A 17,251-nucleotide genomic window follows, 5' to 3' on the forward strand; every position below is an offset into this window, starting at 1 on the left:
TGGACTTGTGATCTCACAAAAAAGAATAAAAGATTTAGGGAAATCAATGAATATTAATATCATGGAAAATCATAGCTTTGATAAAACAAATATCTCTCATTACTATAATATTTTTATGGAATATAGATTAAAAGGTTATCTAGAAGCTGATAGTTTTGACGATACTATTTGGACACTTTATGACCGTTTTAGAAACACAAGATCTTTGAAGTTCGAACTTGAACTATTTCGCGAATTAAATATTGCTCTGAAGTGCTTTGCTCTACTTCAAATTTCATCCGAATTTACAATCCATCATACACAAACTGTTGTTGCCTCAATAAAAGAAGCAATATTTATTAGCAAAGGATTTAGCTTAGAGGCTTTACCGGAGTTGGAAGAATACATTAATCAATTTGGGTATAGTAAACGGAATAATATTGCTCTGTATACTGTCAGGTTTCTGCATTTTATCAATCACACAAATGCAGCTGAGTTTATTGAAAAATGTACCCCATTATATCAATATGTGCAAAGAAATAGAAAACTTCCTAAATATGAATATATTTTATTATTTGATGATGTGATAACTGACTTTGAAAACACTTGTAATGAACATGAGCATGCAAAATACTATCCAGTCTTATTGTGGTGGAAAATTACTACAATTATTCCTTTACGTCCCAGTGAGTTTCTTCTTTTAAAGAAAAATTGTATAACAAAAAAACAAGACAATTCATATTGGATCACAGTCCCAAGGGAGAAACGCAAATACGAAAGTTATAGTGATATCGATATTGAAAACACGCTTCAAATTAACCAAACAATATATGAATTAGTAAAAACATACCAAGACATGCTACCAAATGATTATAAGCCAAACTATTTGATGTCGTATGAAACCTATTATAAGTATTTAGATTTAAAAAGAGATACCTATAAGAGGGATCGTAATGTTTTATTATTGTCCCAGTTCCAAACTTTATTGGATGATTTTTATAAAAAAATTGTTCAAGGTAAATATGACTATTCAGAAGTAGAACAAGTATCTCCTGGTGACACAAGACATTTTGCCTTTTGCAACATGATGCTACAGGGGTTTAACATGCTATCCATTGCTAAAATGGGTGGACATAGACGATTAAGAACTCAACAAAATTACTGGGGACATATTGAATATTTTGCAGAGTCATGGGTATATGTTTTGTCCGAGAATAATCGATTAGACCGATTAAATAAATCGATGTCAGACGGTATATTTACTGTTAAAAGCAAACTCGATAAACATCGCATTTATGAGCTTAGTGACTTTGATACACTAAGACCTGTTGAATATGGATATTGCACAGATTCAGATTTCCCAAATAACTGTACTGGGGATTGTCGATTTTGTGATTTCTATCATTTCTATCCAAAGGAAAATTACACAGATGGAACTCGTTGGTTAACAGATTGTTCAGACTTATTAGACCGTCGTATCAGTGATCAAATTAAGCTATTAGAACATATTAATCAAAATATGAAATTTAATCTAGATACAAACTATTATTCGACAATTGATCAGGAAGAACTATCTTCTACCGCAAATGAACTTAATAGGATGATGGAACAAAAAGCTATGGTAGACTCGCTAATCCCAAAAAGATTTGAGGTGAATCAAGATGGCAACAAAAAAAAATAAAAAAGGTCGTCCTAATATATTTACAGATGCCGAACTTAAATCGATTCTTGAGAAATATGTTCAAGATAATCCTGGGAGAGTAACTTACCTACAATTAGAGAAGGCCACCAAAATCAAACGCCATGTTTGGTCACGGAGAATGGCTCATGTAATTAATAGATTGAATCAACCTACCATTAGTCAATCCTTAGAAACAACAAATCATTCTCTCCCCCTTCCAAATATAGATGAATATATTACTAGGTTTGAGAAAAATAAAAAAGGATTAAGGGATGCTCTGTTTCATTTAAACGAAGTCATTCAGTCTCTTTATGAACAAAACCTAAAGCTAAATAAAAAAGTAAATGATAAAGAAAACTTAGAGGAGATCATCAAACAAAAGGAAAAAGAAATAAAGGAACAGCAAGCCATTATTAAACATTATGAAAGTCTTGTAATTGCTAGTTCTAATCCAAGTGTTAGGCGAGAAAAAGGAATACGAGATAATGTGATTTCCATAAATGAACAGAACAAACAGCAGAGTCTTAGCCTGGATTTTAAAAGTAGTTTTGCAACATTATTTGATGACTAAAAGAGGGATAAATCAATGTATTTCATTAACACTTTTCTGATTCAAAATTTGTATCTTACCTAAACAAAACTATAGATGTATAGCATGCTTGGATTAGCCTTATCTTAAATTCATACATGCTATTTATGTGGAGAGAATATCGAACTTTGCTACGTGTTGACGTGCCCCCCACACGATTCTTTCTATTGTTGTCATGGCTGGCAAAATTACTTTTTGTCTTCTTAATTTTTCAATTGTTGAGCGAATCAAGTAATCTGTATTTCCGTCCACAAGTGAGCATCTTTTAGTATATTGTGCAATTATTCCACATATACTAAAAGATAAACTTTGGTAACCATAATGTTGCCGAAGTTCCTCTAAGTGCTCATTGCGAGTTGCTACCTTTTTGCATACTGGTTATAATCTTGAGGGGAGACATTAATTTGCTTCGCGACAAAATCGAGTATTTTGTTAGGAATATCTTTAATCTGAAATAAAGTCCACCCAGGATAACGGAGGACAGCGAGCTGTAAGGCAATCCCTATACGATTATGGTCTCTTCGGTGCTTATTAATAAATTCAAGATCTTCTGAGTTAAAGGTATAGTACATTTCTATGTCATGATCACTCATATCGTCAGGAATGGACATAAACATATTTCGTTGATCAGAGGTCAACAATTCTTTTCCTCTCATGTTATAGCTCCTCGTTAGATATTTCTTTCTTTCCTAAGTAACGATATAAAGTTGTTGCTCCTATTCCTGTAGCATCTTTAATTTGTGATAAGGAGTAGTCTTTACTTTCATACATCTTTAAAGCAAGCAGGATTTTTTTTGATCCAACCTTCGGTCTACCTCCATTTCTTCCCCTAGCTCTAGCTGCCACCAAGCCATCTTTTGTTCTCTCACTAATAATGTCCCTTTCTAATTCTGCTATGCTAGCCAACATCCTGAAAAAGAATCGTCCCATAGCTGTCGTTGTGTCAATTTTATCTTGAATAGAAACGAAATGAATTCCTTTTTCTTCAAACTGTTCCATGAGTTCAATTAAATGTTTGGTACTCCGACTAATACGATCTAATTTATAGACAACCACTGTGTCACCTTTACGGAGGATTTTTAGAAGCTCATCTAACTGATGGCGATTTTTCTTTTTTCCCGATTCTTTTTCTTCGAAAATCTGATCCACATCATAATGTTTCAATGCATCAAGTTGTAATGTTAATGACTGATCTTGCGTACTTACCCGTGCGTATCCAAATTTCAATACTAATTCCCCCTTACATACTACCTTCATTATACCAAAAAGGGGTGTTGGACATATGTATTAGTAATTTGATTTTGGTTATATTTTCGGTCATGTATTTTTATGTTTTTATGTCTTTTTTTAAGAATCGCTTTTTCATAACCAAAAACGGTCGTTTTTAGAATTATTTTATTTAGTTGGGTAAAAAATTGAAGAATAGGTAATTATATTGAATGGTGTAACAAAAAGGAAATTCATGTTAGATATTTAAAATAAAAATTGGGGTAAGAGGGTTGAAAATGGATCAAAATAAAGCAAAGTTTTCAACTATATTTGTTCTTTTTATGATGAGTATAGGATTAATGAACCATGTAATGGTGATACCTATGTTACTAAGCGCAGCCAAGAGGGATTCTTGGATATCTGTACTAATTTCAGGAGTATTATTTTTGGGGTGGCTAGTTTTTCTTCAATCAATTATAAAAAAATTAGACTCTACCCATTTATTTACTTGGTTGAAGGAGCGATTTGGTAAAATTGTTGCTTGGGGTCTTTCTTCGTGTGCATATGTTTTTATCCTTATATTAATTGGAGTTACCTTAAAGGATATGATTGTTTGGACAGTTACATCCTATTTCCCTCTAAGCCCAGCTCCCATCCTAGCATTAGTTTTTCTAATCATTTGTTTTTTTGCTGCGACATCTAGCTTTACTACACTATCGCTTATTTCAGGTTTTTTACTTGTATTTGTTGTTGGTTTAGGTTTTTTTGTCATGAGCCTCAATATTCCATACAAAGATTATGCTCAAATATTCCCTATATTAGAAAATGATTGGAATCCTGTTTTGAAAGGCATAATTTATAGTTCAGGTTCATTTTTGGAGGTTGCACTTATACTCTTCTTACAACATAAATTAAAACCTGATATCAAAGTTCGGAGTATCCTTTTTCTTGGAATTATCTTAATAGGATTAACACTTGGTCCTTTATTAGGTTCCATTGCTATTTTTGGTCCTGAAGAGGCTGCTAATCAACGGTACCCTGCATACGAAGAATGGCGGCTATTAAAAGTTGGGCAGTATATTGAACACGTAGATTTCTTTTCCATTTATCAATGGCTATCGGGTGGATTTATAAGAATAAGTTTAGGTTTATTTATAATGGGGCAACTATTCCCCTTTGAGAAAGATAAGAGTAGACATCTATTAATAGGGTTTAGCTCACTAATTACATTGTTAGCTGTCATTCTGCCAATTAGCGATATGCAATTTGTTCGATTTTTGCAAAATGTATATTTTTATTTATCTTTTCTATTTTTACTTCTTTTTTCTTTATGCATAGGGTTTTTAGCTTTTCTAAAAGGCGTAAAGGGGAGTTAATCCTTGAGAAATTCCAACCATAAATACCAAAAGAAAAAAAACTCTAATCATATTTCCTTTCAATCAACTGACGAAGTAACTGCTGAAATCATTCGTTCTACTTATCAAAATAGTGAGGATGTTAAAGTTGTACTCCATAAATTTGCTGATGAACAACAAGAAATAGATGCCATTTTTATTTATTGTGATAATTTAGTTGACAAGAAACAAATAAATCAATATATCATTCCACAACTTAAAAAAATGATAACAAACAATCACCCTAAAATATTTAAAGATGGAGTGGAATGGAATCACGAAGAGCTGGAATGGACACCTTTAAAGGTGGAAACAGGGTTAAATTCCATCTCTTTAGAGATATTCGATGGTAATTTAGTTATTTATTTTCCGAAATTTAGTGCTTTTTTTTCTGTCAGTGCATCCAATAAACCAAACCGTTCAACCGAACAATCCAGTTATGAGGTATCTGTACGTGGGCCAAGAGATAATTTCACAGAGGATATCTCAACAAATATAGCACTAATTCGAAAAAGGCTAAGGTCGCCAACGCTATCTTACCAATCTTATACAATAGGAAAAAGATCTCAAACTAAGGTGGGGTTATTATATCTAGAAGATGTGGTTAATACGGAGCTGCTGGATACCATTCAAAATCGACTATCTATTGTTGAGATTGATGGAATTATTAGTTCAACTCAATTGCAGGAAATGATGTCCAAACAGTCTCTATCCATCTTCCCACTTTCTGCTGATACATCAAGACCTGACTTTGCAGTAGATTGTTTATTACAAGGTAGAATAATCGTAATAGTAGATGGCTCTCCGTTAGTCATTATTGCTCCTGTAACCATTACTTTCTTGATTAAAGCAGCAGAAGATTCACATTTTAACTATTTACCCATTTCGTTAGCTCGATTTTATCGATGGATAGGATTTCTTTTAGCTGTCTACCTACCCGGCTTCTGGATGGCACTGCTTGCATACCATCAAGATCAGATTCCTTTTCCTCTTCTTGCGACTGTAACTGTTGCAAGATCGGGTTTGCCATTTCCTGCACCATTAGAACTTATGATTGTTTTATTCCTTTTTGAAATGTTCCGTGAAGCTGGCCAAAGATTACCCTCACCTCTTGGACAAACCCTCTCCGTGGTGGGCGGACTCATCATTGGTGACGCTGCAATTCGATCGGGTTTTATTTCTCCTTCAGTCATTGTTATTACGGCTCTTTCTGCCATTTCAGGGTATACACTAGTGAACCAAATATTAGCAAGTGCAATATCTATTCTCAGAGGCTTTGTTCTTGTTTGTTCGATTTTTATGGGTCTATACGGTTTTATGATTGCAGGATTTGTTATCGTTATTTATATAGCGAGGTTACGTTCTTTCGGAATCCCTTACTTAGCTTTAGTATTTCCGAAGTTTAGTTCGGATTTTTTTAAAGCACTGTTTCGATTACCATGGAAAAGTTATAGAGAGCGAGTAAGTTATGTTCGTACTCGTGATAGCTCAAAGACGGATGAAGGAGAGTGACGATATTGAAAAAACGTAAACTCTTTTTAATAAGCATAATAACTCTCTTTAGTTCGGTGTTATCGGGATGTTGGAATATCAAAGAAGTACAAGATACTTACTATGTTGCAGCACTTGGAATGGACTATAAAGATGGAAAATATATAGCCTATGCTCAATTACTGGACTTTTCTAATGTGGCTAGACTAGAAGGCGCCAGACCTGATAAGCAGCCACCGGTTTGGATTGGGAGAGGTGAAGGAATTACGATGACAGAAGCATTAAATCAATTATACAAGGATGCACAACAAAGACTTTTTTGGGGACATGTGTCTACACTAATTTTGAGCAATAAACTACTTGAGCAAGATATTAAAACCTCTATTGATTTTATTAATCGGTATCGGGAAATACGATATAATATCTTATTGTATGCTACAAAGGAATCCATTGAAGATGTATTTAAAACAAAATCATTTTTCACCTTATCTGGACTTTCGACCATTCTTCACGAACCAAGAGAAGGATATAAGCAAAGATCCTACATACAACCTATTCAATTTTTCCAATTCATACGAGATAGCGATCCTGTTGGGCAAACAGCTTACATTCCTTCTATAAAAATATCCACTGAAAATTGGAAAGAGGAAGATAATAAAGCACCATTGTTAAGAAATGACGGTGCTTTCTTTGTAAGGAATAAGCATCTGCAAGGCTGGCTTTCTGAATCTGATTTAAACGGTCTAAGATGGATGGATGAAAAAACTGTTCGATCTCCTTTGTGGATAGTTGAAGATGACCAACCTATTGTTTCTATAGTATTAGAAAAACCCAAGATAAAAATTACACCTGTTATCCATAACGAACAAGTGATATATAACATTAACATAGTCGTACAAGCTGGAATAAACGAAAAGTTAAAGGAAATTAGTGAAAATAAGTTAATTGCTAACACTGAAAAAATAATAAGGGATGAGATTTTAAAGACTTTTGAGAAAGGAGTAGAGATAAATTCGGATGTTTATAAGTTAGGAGAAATATTATATCGTGAGAACCCCCAGAAATGGAATAAAGAGATAAAAGAAAAGCGATTTTTCTTAAATAAGGATAGTATCGAGCAAATCAACATTCAAGTTAATTTAGTGAACTCAGGAAAATTGAAATACCAAGACGGACATTATTAAGAACGATAAAAGAGTAATTCTGGAACTATATTAAGTAGCGAAATTACATAGAAGGAGCTTCATTAATTACACAAAAGTCAATTCTTAATTTATGGAATTGACTTTTTATTCTAATACATCTGCTTAGCGTATAATATTCGCGTTTTGTCGGCAGGACCCCTATATATACTTCATAATCGATTGAGTTGGCTTTCCTTCAGGTTTTTATCAAGTTCCTGAGCTTACCTGCTCTTTATCTGTTTGTTAAGAACGTTTTAAAAATGCCTGTATACTTTTAACACCGGCCTTGTTTGCAAAGGAAAATTATACTTGCAGAATGCAAAATATTTATCCGTTTGCAAAGAAAACAAAATTTATTTTGTTAAATGAGACAAAGGCCTAGTCTAGGGACATAAGTGAAACATACCATAGAATTGTAAATTGGTTTTAAAAGGTATTTAACCTCATTTAACATGCGATATTGCTTCTTTTTTTAGAAGTAAAAAAATTTAAAAAGGGTGATAATAAAAATGGAAGCCCAAACGGAAAACTATAAATATTTATTGGGATGGTGTACCGACATTTATGTTCATTGGGAAAGTGTGAAACCGAAGTTCTCAAAACTCTTTGACTTAAGAACTTTAGAGGAATGGGAAGAGACATGGCGCAATTTAATGAGTAAATTACAAAAAAATTTAACAGTAGACTCTGAGGACTTTGAGACAGCTACAAGTCTGTATGAACAGTGGGAGGTGCTATACAAAGAAGCACATCCAAATCTAGAGGGTAATGAATCCGATGAGAGAGAAAATTCGGATCAGGATTTGAAAAGTGAAACATTAATGGCAATAAAGCCTTTTGTTGATTATGGTCTAAAAGAAGTTGCTCTTACTTCCTATGAACATGCGCTAACTGAAATTGCCGCAATGGCCTATCTTCTGGGAAAAGGCTTTGATCAACAAACAGCTTATAAAACCGTTGAATCTTGGGAAGTAAATGAAATGTTCGAAACCGAATATGGAAGATTCAAAATGAATAAATATTAAAATAATTTATTAGACTTTCTTTCTTTTTTTAACACTCTGATGTATAGATAGAAATTAAACTTTAAACTCTTGTATTTATGATTATTACGAAACGAGGAATCAACTTATGCAAACTGCACAGAAACTCATGGTTAGTATACCTTTTCCATCAAAATGGGGTATTTCGGCTTCTATAGCCGGTCGACCCATTATTTGGGGAGTACTCATCATTAATTCTATTACAGGTAATAATAAAGTATCTGGTACAATTAATTTTCGTGGTACACCTATTCAAATTAATGGGTATTGGGAAGAAAACACCAAACAAATAAGTTTTGATTCACCATATGCCTCATTTTTTGGTAACTTAACTATATTTGATGATCCCTCGATTAGAATTCGTCATTTCGTTTTAAGTGGACGGTTTATTATGAAACCTCCCTCTTTGCTTGCAGGTGAGTACGGAACTTGGATTGCTACAACTGATACAGCACTCACTGAACCTCCTATATATCAGAACGGCGTTCCTCCTGCCGGAGTCTTTTTAACATCAGATATCCTGTACTAAATCACTACCCTCCCGTTACACTATGGTAAGATATCTTTATATATATCACATATATTAGGCGCACTAGTCCGTTAATCCACTTGAATAAATTATTTTTGTGTCACCCCGAATAATACTCTTTTTTTAGATTATGGTAATGGTTTCACATCAACCGGTTTTTAAATAGTATTTAGGAATGGATTCATTTTGACAATCGATTGCCCCCTTATCCATAAAGCCGATTATTTCTCGTAAGTTGAGGAAAAATCGGCTTTATTCATGACGAATTATGCTTAGCGTATGTTTTAAGCGCTTTTTGTTGGTGGGATCCCTTATATATAAAATAGCCTTATAATCAAAACGGTTGCTATATTTCATTGCTAAAAACTTTTATTGATTCCAAATTCTCTTTAAATCCAATGGAACGAATACCTTATTCCCATGTATCTCCCTATGTATGATAGGATTTGAAAAGCATTGATCTAAACTTAACCCTTCTTTTTTATGCCTAGCTCTTATAAAGTCTTCGGGTAATCGCATAACACTTGCTCCTTTTATATTTTTTATAAAACAACTCTTGGTAAGAAAGCTTAGTTTTTATTCGCTCTCTGTAATATACCAAGAATGTTGCGACATAAAGCTTAGAATTGTAATTTTTACGAACGTGTGCTTCAGTTATTTTTTTTATGAGACTGGGCTTGTTTGTTTTGTTGTCTTACTTGTTGTTCATTATTTTTGCTTGTAAACTCATTTCCTTATTGATTTTGTGCTCCTTGCGTACTGCCTTGGGAAGCTTGGCTTCCATCTTAGGCTTATTGCGGTTCTTCTTGTTCGATTTGTTGAACGCGTGGTTCAACGCTGTGTAGAACGGATTGAGTTTGTAGCCTCTTGGTAAAGCTGCTTAGCTTGTTGATTGCAAATGTTTCGAAGCTAGCCTGCAAATCCTGGTAGAGCTGTCTTTACGTCATTTTTTACTGTTATAAATAACGCCGCCTTTAATTTTTACTTTATTAGAATGATGTATAAGAATATTTTTTATAACTCCAATTTTATCCTGCTTTTAAATGACCAAAAACCCACAGTTATGTAATTATATTTGATAAATGGCACCATTTTTTTGATAGAAGCCTCTTTTCCTCTGTACTACATTTTTTATCTTCAATTCCTGACACCTAGGCCGCTACTGTTTGGTGATTAAGGACCTTAATTTTATTGATGTTAAGTTAAAATGTTCGTATAAAAAAGTGGAAGGAGAAGATAATATTGAAAGTAAACAACCAATAGAGAGGACGATAAAAATGAATCTAAAGTGGTTAAGGCTATTAACAGCAGTTTTTCTATCTGCCATCATGTTATTGGGGTGTAATAATGTAGAAGAGGATAAGGATCCACCACCACCTGAAGTGGATGTAGATCCTGACACAGAAGAACCCATTGAAGATCCTGAAGATGCAAATGACCCAGATAATATAGATGAAAATAAAGATGATGAAGCTGATTTAGTCCCTGATGCAGAAGAACCCATTGAAGATCCTAAAGATGTAAACGATCCAGATAATATAGATGAATAAATATTAACAGCAATAAGGCACACCGTTTGTTTTCAAACGGTGTGCCTTATTGCTCCAAATTTAACTGTTATGATAAAGCTCAATTGTTGTTTTTTTAACCAATAGTACAAAAATACATTTAAACATTTCAACTCTACTAGTTTTCCTTTATAAGCATGGAACATATCAACTATTTTTAAAACATTTTATTAATTTCCCAAGATTCAACCGTTAAATAAGCGGTCTATGCCAATTAAATAGGTTATTGTAGCACTTCCTTCAGCTCAGGGTATTGCGAAAACTGGCTGGAATATTGAGGATGATAATAAGACATGTAATTATGATATTGTATAATTTTTATAACTCCCCTTTCTTAAATTGAATATATTTAGTTTTATCTTATTTTCCTAATTATCCTAGGACTAGACATTTGCCTACATACCCTAATTTGAAAAAACAAATAAAGAAATAAGTAATAGCAAAAGCTAATCATCTTTTCTTTCTTTAATAGCAACGTAAACGAAACTCCTATTTTATTTCCATTTATTTCATCGTTAAAACCCCTGTGACTAAACAAGCTAATAACAATACTATTTAGAGGTGTCTCATGAGAAAAATACCAAGGGCCTTATTGGTTACCGTTTCCATACTTATTCTTTTATCCATAGGGTTACTATTTTTAGTACAAAATACAAGAAACACAGAGAATCACGAAAATGAAACTGTAGCTGTCAAAAACAGATTTAATACCCCTATAACCAGAGTCCAAAATGTTGAAAGCGAAAAAAATGTTCTTCAAATAAACAGCATTGCCATGGATGAAACCATAAAGAATCACTTAAGAAATGATCCTTCCGTTTTTCTTATTAAACACAATGAAAAAACTGAGAGTCATTATATTAAGAAAGAAGTAACCGTCAAATTCAAGGTTCACCCAACAACGCAGGATTTAGAACGGATGGCAAGTGAGATAAATGGTAAAATCATTGAAGATCTGAATTCTACGATTGCTTTTCATTCCAATGAGCTTTCAACTTCGGAACTAATTGAATACTTTAACGGACAGGCTATTGTTGAATTTGCTGAACCCAATTATCTTTATCTGCAAAATAAAATTGGACTTCCTAATGATTTGCTATACCGCGAACAATATCAATGGAACTTACCGGTCATTCAAGCCGAAGCAGGCTGGGATTTACAACAGGGGATGAACATATTATTATTGCTGTTATAGACACTGGGGTTGATCTGGACCATCCTGATTTGAGCAGAAGATTAACAAATGGATACAATGTTCTGGAAAATAACGACTTTCCTGATGATGACAATGGCCATGGCACCCATGTATCCGGAATCATTGCATCGGAAACAAACAACCAAGAAGGCATTGCTGGCATCACTTGGTATAACAAAATAATGCCTATAAAGGCAATGGGTGCTGAAGGATATGGAACGACCTTTGATATAGCAAAAGGGATTATTTGGGCAGTGGATCATGGAGCAAATGTCATTAATATGAGTTTAGGCAATTATCAGCCTTCTTCCCTTTTGAAAGAGGCAATCGATTATGCATACAATAAAAATGTAGTCATGATTTCTGCAGCAGGAAATGAAAATACTATGCAACCGAGCTATCCAGCAGCATATCCTGAAGTTTTAAGTGTGTCAGCTGTCGACAACACAGGACGACGAGCATCTTTCTCAAATTACGGGGATTATATTGATGTCTCAGCTCCCGGAGTCCAAATTACGAGCACCTATTTTAACCAGCAGTATGCAGCTTTATCAGGTACTTCTATGGCTTCGCCTCATGTGGCAGGACTTGCTGGGCTCTTGCTTTCTGCAAACCCTAATTTAACTAACAGAGAAGTAATAGACATTATTAAGAATTCTGCATATGATTTAGGAATCCCAGGAAATGATAGCGATTTCGGCAATGGCTTAATTGATGTAAAGAATGCACTGGAGGCAGCCCAAAATGAATAATCTGAAATACTCCCCCTATTGACCCCATGTCAGGCAAAAGGCAATGAACCTTTATAAAAGTTGCCTTTTGTAGTTAAAAAACACCTTGAAATTTTTGAATTCATCCCAAAGTGGTTCCTAATTCTGGGTTCTGACATCATATTGCTAGGAAAATCCTTCACAAGCAATCCCCTATTCGCCAAATGGATTTTCTGGAAAAGTTACAACGGTTTAACTAAGGGTAGTCTATATGAAAAAATTGAATAATTTAAAAGCTATGGACTGGTTACCATAGCTTTTTACGACCTTATTGTATTGGAGGATTATGCGGAAACTGGGACATGTACCCTGTAAACTGCTGTGCCGCCTGTTGAAGTTTTTGTGGCTGTTCCGCTTCAAGCGAATACCATCCCTTTTGAAACATCAGATTATACAGTTCACGCTGCAAATTCTTCGTTTCGTCGAAAATCGCGTGAATGTCCTGATATAGCGAAGCGTGGCTTGCCTCATTCATTGCCGTAGAATAAGATGCCGTAATGTACTTTTCATACGAAAGCATATCGTTTAGGAAGTCACGTTCATTCATCTCAGGTGTTTTTGGTATAGGTGTTTCTGGATTTTGAATCTTGTTTTGATTGTTATTCATTTTGTATGTCCCCTTATTGATTCATTTGGTTCACATTTTGCTCCAAATGCTGCAAAATGCGCTGATAATGTCTTTCGTGCATCATGCATGCCTTTTCAAGGGCTGCTACGACCTGTTGATCTTGGCACTGGCCTGCTGCAAAATGTGCCTTTTTGAATCCTAAAAGGTTCCACGATAGCATGTCCTTTAAGTAATTAAAATCTTTTCCTGTGAGCACCTGTGGTGGCTCTTGAAAGACCGGCGGCTGACTTTGAGATTGATTCGGTTGTTGCTGTTGCATGAACAGTTCCTCCTTATTGCTTCATTTACCACTGTAACTTTCCAAATTTATAAAAAACTATACCTATATTTAGGAATTTACCAGATGGTAATTTTCAAAATCACTAAGTCTCTAGTTAGGACAGTGCCCAGATCATTACGCCTTTCGTGATGTCAGAACTTACCCAATCTTAATTCTCTTTTTTTCGTTCTTAATATCTTATAAAAGTTCTTATAAAGGTAGTCCATAATATATAACAGACAATCCCTTCATATTCCATACGTATACTGGTTACATAGTTTGTACATGTTAAGAGAAAAAGAAGGAGTGATTCCAGTTGGAGTGGATTTTTTATCTATACCTGTTAAGTATGTTCTTTATGTTATTCATAGCAATTTGGGAAGTTCGTAGCCCTGCCAAGGCTTTGAATTGGATAACAATCGTCCTTATTTTGCCAATCATTGGTATCTGGCTATATCTTAGTACATCAAATCCCAGGCGTATTCATCGGAAAAGATTGACCTCTTCTCATAATGAGTCTGATAAATTACCTGATACATATAGTGATTCAGCATCGGTAATTGCTGATTCTTTACGGCATTTCGCCGTAAATGGGCTTCGAGTTGGCCAAGTCCAAGTACTTAACAATGGATTAGCAAAGTATGAACAACTCATCAAATCCCTACAAAAAGCCCAAAAAACGATTGACCTGGAATATTACATTTATCGGAATGACCAAATTGGTAATCGTATCACAGAACTACTGATCGAAAAAGCAGCAAACGGAGTCAGGGTTCGTTTTATAAGAGATGGTTTGGGGAGCAAAAAATTTCCGCGTCACATAATCCTTCAGATGATGGATGCAGGAATAGAATGCCGGACAATATTTCCTTTACGATTCCCCTGGATTATGTCCAATTGGAATTACCGGGATCATTGTAAGATTGTTACGATCGACGGAAAGGAATCCTTTACTGGCGGTATGAACGTGGGGTATGAATATACAGGATTAAAGCCTGATGTAGGATTTTGGCGGGACACTCATTTGCAAATCATAGGGGAAGTAGCAGTCGATTTGCAAACAATCTTCGACGTTCATTGGAATATCGCTTTGCCGGAACGGATAAAGTCAAAAACAAAATCTAAGGCAACGAAAAAAAATACTAAAATCCAAAAATATAAATCAAAGGAAACCAATCCAACCGGCAGCGTAGATCTTTCCAGATTGTCAGCCGAATTGGGATCTGAGTTGTATGCCATAGATGGTAAAATGACAGATAATTCCCCAAAGACAGGGAATTTGCAAAAAGCGTACATCCATACGTTGGAAGGAAATCCCGGAGTTCCTACTCCAGTCATTCGGCAAGCTTACTTTATATGCATAACACAGGCAACCAAGACGATTGATATAACGACACCTTACTTTGTACCAGAAACAGATATTATCATGGCATTAAAGACAGCTGTGGCTCGTGGTGTTCGCGTAAGATTACTGGTTCCTCGCCACATTGATCAAAAAATCGTAGGCTTTGCAAGCCGTACCTATTACGGGGAACTTATAGAAGCTGGAGTCCAGATCTACCAGTACGACAAAGGGATGTTGCATGCGAAGCTGATGATCATAGATGAGGAAATTGCAGAAGTAGGCGCAGCAAACTATGATATGAGGAGTTTTCGCCTGAATTATGAGGTGTGTCAAGTCGTGTACAGTGCTGATGTGGCAAGGGAACTCACAGAGCAGTTCGAGAGGGATCTTACTGATTCTGTACCAATAAGAATTGAAGACTTGTTGCAACGATCCCTGACCGAGCGCATTGTTGAACAGGGTGCTCGCCTGTTTTCTCCATTATTATAAGTTGATGTATCCTGTTTTTATTGTTCTATCTTAAATCTAGATTTTAAAAATTTTTGTTTTTAAATATTTCTGATTTATTTGAAAAAACCCGTGTTATAAGAACTGAACTGTGCCCCCGTTTACGGACAGTTTAAAAAAGCGCCTATGAGGCTAATAAGTGGCACCGGTATTGTACGTGGCCACTGAAAAAGTCCTTAAACTATTAAAAAGCAGAAATCCTTATTTTCAGGGTTTCTGCTTTTTTCATTTATAATCAGCTGTATTCTTAGACATTGTTGTTATTAATAAGCAGAGGTTGATTTGCGCTCCAGGATGCTCGCTTTCCGCGGGGCGTGCGGTGAGCCTCCTCGTCGCTAAAGCTCCTGCGGGGTCTCACCTGTCCCGCTGATCCCGCAGGAGTCTCCCACCTTCCGCCCCAATCAACCGTTTATCATCAGAAATTGAAAAAACAATAATACCCCCCTTTTTATTTAAGAAAAGCCTATAATTAAAAGTATCTAACTGAAGCAGGTGGTTCCGATGATTCCAAAACAACAGTCATTAAAGCTTAGCCCTTATATGGATCTCTATAATCTAATCGTTCCTAAAGATAATATGTTGCACATGATCAACGACCTTGTCGACTTTTCTTTTGTGTATGATGAGCTAGAGTCCAAGTATTGCCTGAATAATGGCCGGAATGCCATCGACCCTATCCGGATGTTCAAATTTTTATTGTTAAAAACCATTCATGACCTCTCTGACGTAGACATTGTGGAACGGTCCCGATACGACATGTCCTTCAAATACTTTCTGGACATGACTCCAGAAGAAGAAGTCATTGATCCAAGCTCCTTGACTAAATTCCGTAAATTGAGACTCAAGGATATCGTGGACGCGACACATACAAAAGCCCGTTATAATCAGATGACACCAAAGGAAGCGCTGATGGAGCGCTCCAAGAACTTGAGAAAGGCTATTTACCAGATAGATGAGTCTATGAAGGAGAAATTTCCACCCAAAACAAAAACAGACGTGCTGGAGGATGAAATTTCCTACTCCCAGGAACTCATCAAAGTCATCGAGAAGGAAGAGGTCCTTCTGCAGTATCCCAAGGTGAAGGAACAACTTAACCTATTGAAGGAAACTGTTACAGACGATATTGAACAGCTCCAGTGTCTGAAGGACCAGGATGCAAAAGTTGGCCACAAGGCAGTTGACTCCTTCTTTTTTGGATACAAGACACACATGGCAATGAGCGAAGAACGAATTATTACTGCAGCTGTCATCACGACTGGTGAAAAGAATGATGGGAAGCAACTTGAAACACTCATTGAGAAAAGCGTGGAAGCAGGATTGGAAGTTGAGACCGTCATCGGGGACAAAGCGTACTCTGAAAAAGAAAATATAAAATACACCAAGAAGAAAGAGATCAGATTGGTCGCCAAATTGAACCCTCTGGTCACAGGAAACCGCAAGAAAGAAGATGAGTTCGATTTTAACAAAGATGCCGGAATGTACGTATGTCAAGCTGGGCATATGGCGATAAGAAAAGCTCGAACTGGGAAAAAGAATGTAGGGGAAAACCAAAAGATACGTATTATTTTGATATTGAAAAATGCCAAAGGTGCCCTTTTAGAGAAGGGTGCTATAAAGATGGGGCCAAAAGTAAAACCTATTCCGTTACCATAAAGTCACTAGAACACACGGAACAGGCTCAATTTCAAGAAAGCGAATACTTTAAGCAGAAAGCCAAAGAACGATACAAAATCGAAGCGAAGAATAGTGAATTAAAACACAGACACGGGTATGATGTAGCCACATCCTCGGGTCTAATTGGCATGGAATTGCAGGGGGCCATATCTATCTTCACTGTGAATCTTAAAAGAATACTGAAGCTAATAAAAGAAAAATAGGGA

General features: G+C 35.5%; 15 protein-coding genes and 3 pseudogenes. 12 read left to right on the forward strand and 6 right to left on the reverse strand.

What is annotated here, in order from left to right; translation table 11 throughout:
* The first annotated feature begins 7 nt into the window (after positions 1 to 7).
* Positions 8 to 1,660, forward strand: a complete 1,653-nt coding sequence (locus M3593_RS15365) for a site-specific integrase (protein ID WP_251544658.1) — start codon at positions 8 to 10, stop codon at positions 1,658 to 1,660.
* Positions 1,641 to 2,231, forward strand: coding sequence for a hypothetical protein (locus tag M3593_RS15370; RefSeq protein ID WP_251544657.1), 591 nt, complete (start codon positions 1,641 to 1,643; stop codon positions 2,229 to 2,231). The genes M3593_RS15365 and M3593_RS15370 overlap by 20 nt, the downstream gene beginning before the upstream one ends.
* A 123-nt stretch (positions 2,232 to 2,354) precedes the next feature.
* On the opposite strand, the pseudogene M3593_RS15375 reads toward M3593_RS15370, so the two are convergent.
* The 3 genes and pseudogenes from M3593_RS15375 to M3593_RS15385 all read right to left on the reverse strand — a co-directional run.
* Positions 2,355 to 2,549, reverse strand: a pseudogene (locus M3593_RS15375) (DUF4158 domain-containing protein); the annotation flags it as partial.
* Positions 2,550 to 2,608: 59 nt separating this feature from the next.
* On the reverse strand, positions 2,609 to 2,905 hold the full coding sequence (locus M3593_RS15380; RefSeq protein WP_251544656.1) for a DUF4158 domain-containing protein: 297 nt from the start codon (positions 2,903 to 2,905) through the stop codon (positions 2,609 to 2,611).
* A 1-nt stretch (position 2,906) separates the two neighbouring features.
* Positions 2,907 to 3,476, reverse strand: a complete 570-nt coding sequence (locus M3593_RS15385) for a recombinase family protein (RefSeq protein WP_251544655.1) — start codon at positions 3,474 to 3,476, stop codon at positions 2,907 to 2,909.
* Positions 3,477 to 3,754: 278 nt separating this feature from the next.
* Between M3593_RS15385 and M3593_RS15390 the strand changes: the two genes are divergently transcribed.
* The 5 genes from M3593_RS15390 (at position 3,755) to M3593_RS15410 (ending at position 9,099) form a co-directional block, all read left to right on the forward strand.
* Entirely contained in the window at positions 3,755 to 4,834 is a 1,080-nt protein-coding gene (locus M3593_RS15390) for a GerAB/ArcD/ProY family transporter (RefSeq protein ID WP_251544654.1), read from the forward strand.
* A 3-nt stretch (positions 4,835 to 4,837) separates the two neighbouring features.
* Entirely contained in the window at positions 4,838 to 6,364 is a 1,527-nt protein-coding gene (locus tag M3593_RS15395) for a spore germination protein (protein ID WP_251544653.1), read from the forward strand.
* On the forward strand, positions 6,361 to 7,527 hold the full coding sequence (locus M3593_RS15400) for a Ger(x)C family spore germination protein (protein ID WP_251544652.1): 1,167 nt from the start codon (positions 6,361 to 6,363) through the stop codon (positions 7,525 to 7,527). The genes M3593_RS15395 and M3593_RS15400 overlap by 4 nt, the downstream gene beginning before the upstream one ends.
* 509 nt (positions 7,528 to 8,036) lie before the next feature.
* The gene (locus M3593_RS15405; protein WP_235252822.1) at positions 8,037 to 8,552 is read left to right on the forward strand and encodes a hypothetical protein; all 516 of its coding nucleotides are present in this window, start codon (positions 8,037 to 8,039) and stop codon (positions 8,550 to 8,552) included.
* Between the two features lie 106 nt (positions 8,553 to 8,658).
* Complete coding sequence (locus M3593_RS15410) at positions 8,659 to 9,099, forward strand: hypothetical protein (protein WP_115596644.1); 441 nt, start codon at positions 8,659 to 8,661, stop codon at positions 9,097 to 9,099.
* Between the two features lie 791 nt (positions 9,100 to 9,890).
* Here the strand turns inward: M3593_RS15410 and M3593_RS15415 are convergent.
* Positions 9,891 to 10,059: pseudogene (locus M3593_RS15415) on the reverse strand (DUF1657 domain-containing protein).
* A gap of 206 nt (positions 10,060 to 10,265) precedes the next feature.
* On the opposite strand from M3593_RS15415, the gene M3593_RS15420 reads away from it, so the two are divergent.
* From M3593_RS15420 to M3593_RS15430, 3 genes are all read left to right on the forward strand, one after another.
* The gene (locus M3593_RS15420) at positions 10,266 to 10,649 is read left to right on the forward strand and encodes a hypothetical protein (protein WP_236564809.1); all 384 of its coding nucleotides are present in this window, start codon (positions 10,266 to 10,268) and stop codon (positions 10,647 to 10,649) included.
* A 586-nt stretch (positions 10,650 to 11,235) separates the two neighbouring features.
* Positions 11,236 to 11,862, forward strand: a complete 627-nt coding sequence (locus M3593_RS15425) for a S8 family serine peptidase (RefSeq protein WP_251544651.1) — start codon at positions 11,236 to 11,238, stop codon at positions 11,860 to 11,862.
* Positions 11,784 to 12,614: a S8 family peptidase gene (locus M3593_RS15430; RefSeq protein ID WP_251544650.1), complete on the forward strand. Its 831-nt coding sequence runs from the start codon at positions 11,784 to 11,786 to the stop codon at positions 12,612 to 12,614. Before M3593_RS15425 ends, M3593_RS15430 begins: the two co-directional genes overlap by 79 nt.
* Positions 12,615 to 12,900: 286 nt before the next feature.
* On the opposite strand, the gene M3593_RS15435 is transcribed toward M3593_RS15430, so the two are convergent.
* On the reverse strand, positions 12,901 to 13,239 hold the full coding sequence (locus M3593_RS15435; protein WP_095308193.1) for a spore coat protein: 339 nt from the start codon (positions 13,237 to 13,239) through the stop codon (positions 12,901 to 12,903).
* Between the two features lie 13 nt (positions 13,240 to 13,252).
* Positions 13,253 to 13,519: a hypothetical protein gene (locus M3593_RS15440; RefSeq protein ID WP_026562888.1), complete on the reverse strand. Its 267-nt coding sequence runs from the start codon at positions 13,517 to 13,519 to the stop codon at positions 13,253 to 13,255.
* Positions 13,520 to 13,835: 316 nt separating this feature from the next.
* On the opposite strand from M3593_RS15440, the gene M3593_RS15445 reads away from it, so the two are divergent.
* Together M3593_RS15445 and M3593_RS15450 are read left to right on the forward strand one after the other, a co-directional pair.
* Positions 13,836 to 15,353, forward strand: a complete 1,518-nt coding sequence (locus M3593_RS15445; RefSeq protein WP_251544649.1) for a phospholipase D-like domain-containing protein — start codon at positions 13,836 to 13,838, stop codon at positions 15,351 to 15,353.
* A 519-nt stretch (positions 15,354 to 15,872) separates the two neighbouring features.
* A pseudogene (locus tag M3593_RS15450) lies at positions 15,873 to 17,248 on the forward strand (transposase).
* Positions 17,249 to 17,251 lie beyond the last annotated feature (3 nt).

The sequence above is a fragment of the Mesobacillus sp. MER 48 genome (assembly GCF_023714225.1).
Taxonomy (GTDB): Bacteria; Bacillota; Bacilli; order Bacillales; family Cytobacillaceae; genus Mesobacillus; species Mesobacillus oceanisediminis_A.